Genomic DNA, 9,898 nt, shown 5'->3' on the forward strand with positions numbered 1-9,898 from the left:
GTACTTAGCCAGCAGGGTGTGGCACTGGTGCCGAAGATGTATGTGGAAAGCGAGTTGAGCGCCGGAACGCTGGTTGCCCGGCTGCAGACGGAGATTGCGGCAGGTTAAGTCAGAGCTGGCCGGGAGACATTTAGCGCCGCCCGCTGGCGGGCATATTTGCCCGGCGATATCCCGGTATAACGGGTAAAAGCTACGCTGAACGCGCTGGCCGAGCCATAGCCGATGCGCTCGGCGATATCCGCAATGCTGATGCCCGTCTCGCTCAGCCACTGCATGGCCAGGGTCATTCGCCAGCCTAACAGATAGCCCATCGGGGTCATCCCGGTCAGGTCGGTAAAGCGTTCAAATAACGTCGAGCGAGACAGCGCGCAGTCGGCGGCCAGGGCGTTGACCGTCCAGCGTCTGGCGGGGGCCTGATGCAGCAGACGGATTGCCTGGGCGACCCGCGGGTCGCTCAGCCCGCGCATCAGACCGGGGGTCGCGAGCGTGCCGGAGGAACGGATGGCCTCGATAAAAAGCAGCTCAACCATCCGCGCCAGAACGAAAGATTTGCCCGCGCGATCCGCCTGCGCTTCCTCTTTCAGCAGCCCGACAAAGGTGGCCAGCCGCGGTTGATTGCGGACCACCACAAAGGCTGGCAATAGCGAGGCCAGCAGGCTGGCGTTCGTTGAACCGGAAGCGCAGTGGCCAATCAGCGCCTGCATCTGCGCAGGCTTGTCGAGGGCGCCCAGCCGAAAGTGTCCCTCCGCCAGTTGCACCGGGATGGTTTCCAGCGCCGGTGAAGGAGGCGGGGTCAGGCTGGTTAGCGAGAAGCGGTACGCCGCCGGGATCAGAATAAAATCCCCGGCGCGCAGGATCTGCGGCTCATGCTGGTCAATTTCCAGCCGACAGCCGCCTTCCAGCACGACGCCATAAAATGACAACCCCTGATCCGAGCGCCGGACTCGCCAGTCTCCCGCCCCCTCGATGGTTTTGGTCAGCACCGCTCTGAGATTTAACATCGCGATGACCTCCGCCAGCGGATCGCTCATTTCCGGACTCCTGCTAAAGAATGATGGATTATTGACCCTATATCGTCCGGCACGGCCTGTCTATGATGAAAAGGAAGAAGCCATTCGGAGACAGAGATATGCAAACGATAATGATCACCGGCTGTTCATCGGGTTTTGGCCTGGAGACGGCGCGTTATTTTCTCGAGCAAGGCTGGAAGGTTATTGCCACGATGCGCGCTCCGCAGGAAGGTGTGTTACCCGCCAGCGACCGCCTGCGGCTGGTACGTCTTGACGTCACTTCGGCGCAGAGTATCGCAGAGGCCATTGCCGAAGTCGGAGAGATTGATGTGCTGGTTAACAACGCCGGGGTGGGGATGCTTAATGCCCTGGAGGGCGCCCCGCGCGAAGCGATAGCCAACCTGTTTGCCACCAATACCCTGGGAACGATTGCCATGACCCAGGCGGTGATCCCCCGGTTCAGAGAGCGCCGAAGCGGGACCATCGTTAATATTACCTCGGCGGTCACCCTGCAACCGATGCCCCTGCTGGCTGTCTACACCGCGAGTAAGGCGGCGGTGAATGCCTTTACGGAGTCGCTGGCGCTGGAGCTCCGTGCTTTTAATATTCGCGTCGGGCTGATCCTCCCGGGACGCGCCCCGCAGACCCGGTTCGGGGAAAACGCCCGCCGGACGATGGGGCAGCTCCCGGAGAGCTATGCGGCGCTCGGCCAGCAGATCTTCGACAGCATGCAGGATAACGCCAGCGTGACGCAGGCGACCGATGTCGCTCAGGCCGTCTGGCGAATGGTGCACGATCCTGATGCCCCTTCGCGGCTGCCGGCAGGGGAAGACGCCCTGGCGATGGCGCAGGCCAGTCATCGCCTTGTCTGAAGGCAATATGCGGGACTTGTCTGTCAGACGGTAGGTGCGCAAGCTGCCGCTGCGCTTTATGGTCGGGGGAATATTATCCCTGTCAGGATCGCCTGGATAATATGAGCTGTTATACGATATAACGGTCGGGGGGGATTTACTGATATAAATCAGGACAGCAATGTGTTTCATGGTGCGTTTTCGTAGCTTATTCTGGATGTGTGCGATCCGTCCGCTATATTATTAGATGATCAATGGCTCAGGTCATTTATATGTAAATTCTCAATGTAATTCGGGCGTTAATCTTAAAAAGTTAGTCTGGCCCGGTCGGGGCTGGACTTTCTTTATTTTACTGTGGCATGGTTTCCTCCCGGTTGTACCGCGCGCTCGCTTTTTTACACCAGGGAATAGTTATCAGTATGGAACATAGTTGTTATGAAGCCACCGCTTCCGCCCTGCGTCCAGACAGCTTCCTTCTCTCGCATGACAAAATATTATCAGTTTATTTGTTTTATTCTGTTTATCGTCTTTTTCAGCATTACGCAGTCACTCCCGATCTGAACCGAGATTCCGCTGAATTCAAACTGAATTTACTCCGGCAGTACGCGGATATGAACGGGATTTTCTTGTGCATGTATTGCTGAGCGACTGTTATTCCGGGCGTTAAATAAAAGATCACCGTTCTGCCTTACCCAGTGCGCTTTGGGTTCCTGTAGGGAGACAGCGACGGGCGGTAGCGTTCGCGAAAGCAGGCGGGTGCGATAGCGCGGCCAGTGGGTGGGATGGCGAAGGGTAACGAATGGAGGACGTAATGATGAATTTTAACGCCAGAATAGATGGAGTGAAGCGATGAGGAACAGGTTGATAAACGATGCAACCAGTTTGGTAAAGCAACCGCCGGGGCAGTCACGCTACCGGATAGACGTTCATGGCTGTACAGAATTTCTTGATGTGCTGAACTTCCGTTCTGTGGAGTCCCTCAGTCATCCCTGGCGATTTGATATCGCCGTGACCTCCTCTACGCCGGATATTGCCAGTGAAGCGGTGCTGTTAAAACCTGCGTCATTTACGTTCCAGACACCGATATTTACCGGGGCGCCGGCTGTTCCGGTGCGTACCGTCTATGGCGTAGTGGCATCGTTTGAACGGATATCCATGTCAAAAGAGGATTCCGTTTACGCGCTGGCGCTGGTTCCGCGCATCGCCCTTCTGGACTATACGAAAGGGAGCGAAATCTATCTCAATCAGTCAGTCACTGAAGTTGTGGAAAAGGTACTGCGTAAACACGGTCTGGAAGGGCCTGATTTCGAGTTCCGGCTTTCCCGCGAATATCCGTCCCGGGAGCTCATCACCCAGTGGCGGGAGACTGACCTTGAGTTTATCCAGCGCCTGCTGGCGGAGGTGGGTATTTACTGGCGCTATGAAATGGACAGCCGACTTGAACAGGACGTGGTGATTTTTCAGGACAGCCAGCAGCAGTATGAATTTGGCGTCACGCTGCCACTGCGCAACCAGGCCGGGATGAGTGACAGCGGACAGGAGAGTATCTGGGATATTCAGACTGCATATAACGTGGTGAGCGGAAGGGTGGCCACCCGGGACTACAACTACCGGGAAGCGCTGACGCCGCAGGACAGCACGGAAAGTATCAGCAGTCAGGAAGGGATCACCGCCGGTGAAATTTACCACTACGCGGAGCCTTTCCTGACAGCAGGTGACGCGGAAAGTACTGAGAGCGGTGCGTTCTTTGCCCGTCTGCGTCACGAGCGCATTCTGAACACGGAATATCATGTCACCGGGCATTCCTCCAGCCCTCATCTGGCGCCGGGTCAGGTTCTGGAAACGGACGGCTCGTTACCCGATGCCGTTAAGGAAGGTATCGTCATCACCACGGTACGCGCCAGCGGTTCACGCAAAAGTAGCTTTACGCTGACGTTTGAGGGTATCCCCTACAGCGAAACCGTCTGTTACCGTCCGGCGCTGCTCAGTCGCCCGGTGATATCCGGCTCGCTGCCTGCCCGGGTGGAAAGCACACAGAAAGGCGACACCTGTTCCTGGCTCGACCAGGAAGGCCGCTATCGAGTGAAACTGGACTTTGACCGCAACAGTACCGAACAGGGTTATGCGTATCTGTGGCTGCGGCTGGCGAAACCGTATGCCGGTGATACTTACGGCTTCCACTCACCGCTTCTCGACGGAACGGAAGTGGCCGTCGTATTTGACGGTGGAGACCCGGATCGTCCCTACATCGCTTATGCCCTGCATGATTCAGAGCATCCGGACCATGTTACCAGCGAGAATCATACGCGGAACGTGTGGCGCACGCCGGCGAACAATAAGTTGCGAATGGAAGACAAGCGCGGCGAGGAGCATATCAAGCTCGCAACGGAATATGGCAAAACGCAGCTGAACATGGGGCACCTGGTCAATGGCCAGCGTGAAAAACGCGTGGCGCTGGTTTTGAGCTGCGAACGGATGAGTTTGGCGCGGTCCGCGCAGCCAAAGGCCTCTACCTGACGGCGGATGAACAGGCAAAAGCGCAGGGGCCTGTGCTTGAAATGGCCCCTGCCATCAACCAGATTAACCAGGCCAACAGCCAGATGCAGGCCCTGAACAGCGCCGCCGAAGCGGCCGGGGCCCTGATCTGCGACATCAATACCCAGATAAATTTTGTGGCCGACAAAATCAGGGACCTCCAGTCGGCGGTGCTGCTGGGTAGCGCGCCGCAGGGAGTGGCACTGACCTCAGGCGAACACCTTCAGCTCAGCAGTACCCGCAACACCATGATCAATGCCGGTCAGCATCTTGATATCGGTGCGATGAAGAATCTGTCTGTAACGGTGGAAAAAGCCCTGGGTATGTTTGTGCATGAAGACGGGGCGAAGCTGGTCGCCAATCAGGGGGATATTGATATTCAGGCGCAGCACAACACGATGGCGCTTCTGGCAAAGCAGCAGGTGACGATAACCAGCTGCGAGGATGGGATTACCATCAGCACGCCGGAGACACTGACGCTGAATGGCGGCGGATCGTATCTGAAGCTGAGTAAAAACGGGATTGAGCATGGTACTGAGGGAATGATGGTGATGAAGGTAGCGAGCTATTTGGTGCCAGGAAGTGGCAGCAGTCTGCCACTGGAGACACCGGACTTTAAAACGACGGACGTGAAGGTCATAACAAAAAATTCCGCCAAATGGACAAGTGAATAATATGGAAAGTTATTTATGACAGCAAAGCTACCCAAAATCAGTTATCCCGTACCGTCAAACAAAAATGGTCATGCCTTTTCCTCTGCGGAAGAGTTGTTATCGACGCTCGGAGGGGAAAGCTCAGGACTGTATCTGGTGGGAAGTCAGGGAATGTGGCATGGCGGTATCCATATTACTGATGCCACTATTCCCTGGTGCGCCCTGAGTACTGACAGCGAAGCTGAGAATGAATATTGTCGTGAGCTCTATAAAGGGGAACAATTTATTCGTTGTATGGCGGATGGTGAGATAGTGGCCTGGCGCGTCAGTAAGGACTATGAGAGTGCTGCGATTGAATGGTGCGGTGAAAAACTGTTCCTTTCCACTTCCTTTGTGCTGGTGAAACATTATATCCAGCCGGGTGATATGGAAGAGAGCGGACTGACATTTTTCACTCTGTATATGAATCTGGCGCCTTATGCTGCTTATCAACAACAGGGAAGTCTGTCTGACAGAAAAGTGGCAGGCGTCCAGCGCTATTATACCAGTGCCGAAGATGTGCAGGCAGAGCACGAAGCCGGGAAACTGGATAAATACACGCTTGTCACGCTGAGTGACGCTATTGTCACCCGCAGCAGAGACAGGCGTCAGTTTACTGAAGTGACCATTGTCAGTGAGACGAAAAATGCAGCGGGGGACACCCTTGTCGCTGGCACTAAAGTCTGGACGGTGTCTGACCGGGGTTCTCTGAAAGCAACAGAATCAGCGCCCGTTCCGTCCTGGTGGGCAAAATGTACTCCGGCTTACACCACTCAGCCGGAAGGGGTGGTGAAGTGCACCTCACGTACAGACTGGGCGTACTATCTGAGCCGGGAAGATGTGCTGCACTATAAAAAGGCCGGCAGGCTGGCGGCAGGTTTCCCGCTTTCTTACGAACCTGGTAATACGGCGCAGCAGGTCATCCGCCCGGGTAAAGAACCTGGCGAGGCTGCAAGGACATTCAGTCTGGTCACGCTGGGCCGGGATAAGGATACGCTGAAAAAGGGCGACCGGGTATGGGTGGTGTCGGATGGTGACAGTCTGACGCCGGTTACAGTGGCCGCATCCGGTAATGAGCCTGTTTTTAATGATGTATATGTACCTTCGGCGCCTGTACCTGTCAGTGCCGGAGACAGCCTCGGGCATATGGGCTTCTATCAGCTACCGGAAGAAAACGGCAAGCGCTCGCGCTACCAGGTACATATAGAGTGCCTGAGCATGAATGATATGGAGAAGTTCATCACCAATCCCGGACATGCGGGAGAGGATGCGCCGGTGTATCTGACCTGGAAAGCCGATGCACCGTTGTTAGAGAAGGGTGAGCGGGGAATGGTTGCGGGCAGTCGTAAAACAAAGATATCAGGTATTCTGACGCTGGCAAAAGTCCCTGGCGTTGATGCTGAGGGGAATACGCTGTCCGGTAACCAGGATGCGGCATATTATCAGATACGTCCTGAAGGTGGCTGGTTACCCGCCGCCAGTGTTAAGAAAGTTTCGCAGTATGCGTTAGGTGAGCTCGGATTTGTCACGCTGAATAAGGCTCCGGAGAGTTTTGACCTGATTGATGGGATAAAACAACCGAATAACGTGGTGAAGGGTATTCTGGAGCAGTTGTATAAAGCGGCACAGGATGAAACGCGCACCACTCACGCGCTGAACAAGTATAACTATAAACGGCTGCTGGCGTTGATAGACAGTAACCAGGACGGGTATTACCAGGAGCAGGAGTATCTTCAGGCGGTACATAATATCTCTTACCGCGACCGCCTGTACCGTGTAATTGCAAAACACGCCAGTGAATGGTACTACGGCAAGGATGCCCCGCTCTGGAAGACATACCTCGATACGTTAACCAGGGATGCGCCATTGTGGAAGACGTATCTGGAAACGTTTCTTGATAAGATGACGTGGATGAAGACGGTATCCGAAAAGGGCGTTGCGCTGGGGTCGGAGCCGTGGCATATGCATCCGGTGGTGTTTTTGGAGGCGATCCGTATTAAAGAAAGATGTAGAGAGCTATTTTCTAAAATTTCCAGTGTAATACTTCAACATGAAGGGGGATATGTTAACGATCCTAATGATCGCGGTGGTGAGACTAATATGGGGATCACTATTGCGACCTGGAGAGCATATGCACCTAGTGATCTCGGAATTGAAGCAACTACCAATACTCTCAGAAATATGACAAAGGAACAGGCAGAGATTATTTATTATAATCATTATTGGGAGCCAAAAGGTTTTTGTAAGCTTGAGACTATAAAAATAGCCTTAATGTTATATGACTGGACAATTACATCAGGTCGCGCTGTTACACAGGTACGAAAAATGCTTCATAATGAGTACAATATAAACTTAGTTGTGAGTAACACAATGGATGATGATATGATTCATTGTATTAATGCAATTGAAGATCAGGAGCAATTACTGTCACGCATCGCAGAGGTTAGAAAAGAATATTATCGTTCTTTAACTATAACTAACGGTGAACCTAATACTCAGGTTCGATTCCTCACTGGCTGGATAAATAGAGTCAATGATTGTTTAAGGGTTAATATATGAATAAAATATTATTGTTTTTATTATTCATTTCCTTTCATTCAATGGCCAGTTTTTCAGGTCATTGGGTCAATGAGAGTGAATCGCAATCGTTAACATTGGATTTGTTCGAGAACGGTACCCACCTTACAGGTAAATATTGTTTTATAACTAATGATGGTAATAGAATTGATTGTGCTGAAGATAATGATAGAAATATTAATGGCATAATTAAAGATAATGTTGGAGTGGTATCTTTTGAAAGCACATTTGGTAGTGTTGGTGAAGCAACATTATCTGTTGGAAAGGATACTCTCATATTCACTATTAACAATGATATGCCATTTATCAATGCCAATATGTCTGTGCCCAAAGTTATATTTTTCAAAAGAGCAATGCAAAATATAACAAAAAAATCTTATGAAGAATGTGATAATGATGAAACATTAATTGCATTATGTGAATTATCTGGGGCAGAAAAAAAAGTGGCAATATTTTGCGCAAATAATGAAAACAAATCCCGGTACTTACTCAAAAAAGTGGATACTGGTGCTGTTGAGCTTGAAGTGAACTTTGATGTCAAAAATAAATTGAAAAGATGGTTGGATTTAAGTACCTATACAACCTATTTTGGTTTCAATAAAGGGGCTTATTCCTATATTCTTGGTGTTCCTGAAGAAAAACCTGGTGCCGTAGCGTTTCTTGATATTAAGAAAAATGGAAAGACTATAAGTGCTAAAGAATGCTCTTCAAATTCATTTGGTGAAAAAAATATTAAGATTGATAGTATTGAGGATGTGCTGGACTCGTCCATAAGGGATAATGATTTCAAATTTCCTTAAGTAAATTTGAATAGTATCATCACGGTTTTTATTAATGGCTGTTTATGAATTACTGCTTCGTTCTGATTTTGTTATTATTTATCTGTTTTTTATAGGGCTGTAGCTATGTATGGTTCTGAGGGGATGATGGTGATGAAGGTAGCGAGCTATCTGGTGCCAGGAAGTGGCAGCAGTCTGATCTTACCCAGCAATAGTGGACACGCGACTAAGTGAGTAAACTCTCAACCAGAGGTGACTCACATGACAAAACCAACATCAACCACCAAAAAGCCACGCAAGCAGCACACGCCTGAATTTCGTCAGGAAGCCCTGAAACTGGCTGAACGCATTGGGGTGGCAGCTGCCGCCCGCGAACTTAACCTGTATGAATCACAGCTCTACAACTGGCGAAGCAAACAGCAAAATCAGTTCTCTTCTTCTGAACGCGAGCAGGAAATGTCCGCTGAGATCGCCCGTCTGAAACGTCAACTGGCAGAACGGGATGAGGAACTGGCCATTCTCCAAAAGGCCGCGACATACTTCGCGAAGCGCCTGAAATGAAGTATGTCTTCATCGAAAAACATCAGGCTGAATTCAGTATCAAAGCCATGTGCCGTGTACTTCAGGTTACCCGTAGTGGTTGGTACATCTGGCATCAGCGTCGTCATCAGATAAACCGGCGTCAGCAGTTCCGCCTTGTTTGTGATAACGTCGTCCGGGAAGCATTCAGTGACGCAAAACAACGCTATGGTGCGCCACGCCTGACGGATGAGCTTCGTGCTCAGGGACGGGTGTATAACATAAAAACCGTGGCGGCCAGCCTGCGTCGGCAGGGACTGCGGGCGAAAGCCTCGCGCCGGTTCCGTCCGGTCAGTTACCGCGAACATGGTCTGCCAGTCTCAGAGAATCTGCTGAAGCAGGACTTTTACGCCAGCGGCCCGAATCAGAAGTGGGTGGGTGACATCACGTATCTTCACACTGGTGAAGGCTGGCTTTATCTGGCCGTGGTTATCGATCTGTGGTCGCGGTCAGTCATTGGCTGGTCGATGTCCTCGCGGATGACAGCACAGCTTGCCTGCGATGCGTTACAGATGGCGCTGTGGCGGCGTAAACGTCCGGAAAATGTCATCGTGCATACAGACAGAGGCGGTCAGTACAGTTCAACGGATTACCAGAGCTTACTGAAACGCCATAATCTGCGGGGGAGTATGAGCGCCAGAGGTTGTTGTTACGACAATGCCTGTGCGGAAAGCTTCTTCCATACGCTGAAGGTGGAATGTATCCACGGAGAGGACTTTGTCAGCCGGGAAATAATGCGGACAGCAGTGTTTAATTATATCGAGTGTGATTACAATCGGTGGCGTCGTCACAGTGCCTGTGGCGGTCTCAGTCCGGAACAATTTGAAAACCAGAACCTCGCTTAGGGTTGTGTCCATATTACGCGGGTAAGATCA

5 protein-coding genes and 2 pseudogenes are annotated in these 9,898 nt (G+C 51.7%); 6 read left to right on the top strand and 1 reads right to left on the bottom strand.

All coding sequences use genetic code 11. The features are described 5' to 3' along the window. Window positions 1–78 (top strand): annotated as a pseudogene (locus tag KHQ28_RS29270) (hypothetical protein); the annotation flags it as partial. A gap of 26 nt (window positions 79–104) precedes the next feature. On the opposite strand, the gene KHQ28_RS19045 reads toward KHQ28_RS29270, so the two are convergent. Continuing rightward, window positions 105–1,031, bottom strand: a complete 927-nt coding sequence (locus KHQ28_RS19045) for an AraC family transcriptional regulator (RefSeq protein ID WP_004180175.1) — start codon at window positions 1,029–1,031, stop codon at window positions 105–107. Window positions 1,032–1,129: 98 nt separating this feature from the next. Between KHQ28_RS19045 and KHQ28_RS19050 the strand changes: the two genes are divergently transcribed. The 5 genes and pseudogenes from KHQ28_RS19050 to KHQ28_RS19070 all read left to right on the top strand — a co-directional run bounded on the left by KHQ28_RS19050 (window position 1,130) and on the right by KHQ28_RS19070 (window position 9,868). Beyond that, window positions 1,130–1,882 carry an SDR family oxidoreductase gene (locus tag KHQ28_RS19050; protein WP_004184283.1) on the top strand — a complete coding sequence of 251 codons (753 nt, stop codon included), beginning with the start codon at window positions 1,130–1,132 and terminating at the stop codon, window positions 1,880–1,882. 828 nt (window positions 1,883–2,710) lie between these two features. After that, window positions 2,711–5,070: pseudogene (locus tag KHQ28_RS19055) on the top strand (type VI secretion system Vgr family protein). Between the two features lie 15 nt (window positions 5,071–5,085). Then, the gene (locus KHQ28_RS19060) at window positions 5,086–7,647 is read left to right on the top strand and encodes a glycoside hydrolase family 108 protein (RefSeq protein ID WP_057209149.1); all 2,562 of its coding nucleotides are present in this window, start codon (window positions 5,086–5,088) and stop codon (window positions 7,645–7,647) included. After that, window positions 7,644–8,465, top strand: coding sequence for a hypothetical protein (locus KHQ28_RS19065; protein WP_064147814.1), 822 nt, complete (start codon window positions 7,644–7,646; stop codon window positions 8,463–8,465). Before KHQ28_RS19060 ends, KHQ28_RS19065 begins: the two co-directional genes overlap by 4 nt. 240 nt (window positions 8,466–8,705) lie before the next feature. After that, window positions 8,706–9,868 (top strand): IS3 family transposase gene (locus KHQ28_RS19070; RefSeq protein WP_087835702.1). Its coding sequence is split into 2 segments (ribosomal slippage): window positions 8,706–8,964 and window positions 8,964–9,868, totalling 1,164 coding nucleotides; the frame shifts between segments, so codons are not numbered across the junction. Window positions 9,869–9,898: the final 30 nt, after the last annotated feature.

The sequence above is a fragment of the Klebsiella sp. 28 genome, from assembly GCF_018223905.1.
GTDB lineage: Bacteria > Pseudomonadota > Gammaproteobacteria > Enterobacterales > Enterobacteriaceae > Klebsiella > Klebsiella pneumoniae.

Coding starts and splice junctions, on each gene's coding strand:
- KHQ28_RS19045 (WP_004180175.1), bottom strand. CDS start 1,031: ATGAGCGATCCGCTGGCGGAGGTCATCGCGATGTTAAATCTCAGAGCG.
- KHQ28_RS19050 (WP_004184283.1), top strand. CDS start 1,130: ATGCAAACGATAATGATCACCGGCTGTTCATCGGGTTTTGGCCTGGAG.
- KHQ28_RS19060 (WP_057209149.1), top strand. CDS start 5,086: ATGACAGCAAAGCTACCCAAAATCAGTTATCCCGTACCGTCAAACAAA.
- KHQ28_RS19065 (WP_064147814.1), top strand. CDS start 7,644: ATGAATAAAATATTATTGTTTTTATTATTCATTTCCTTTCATTCAATG.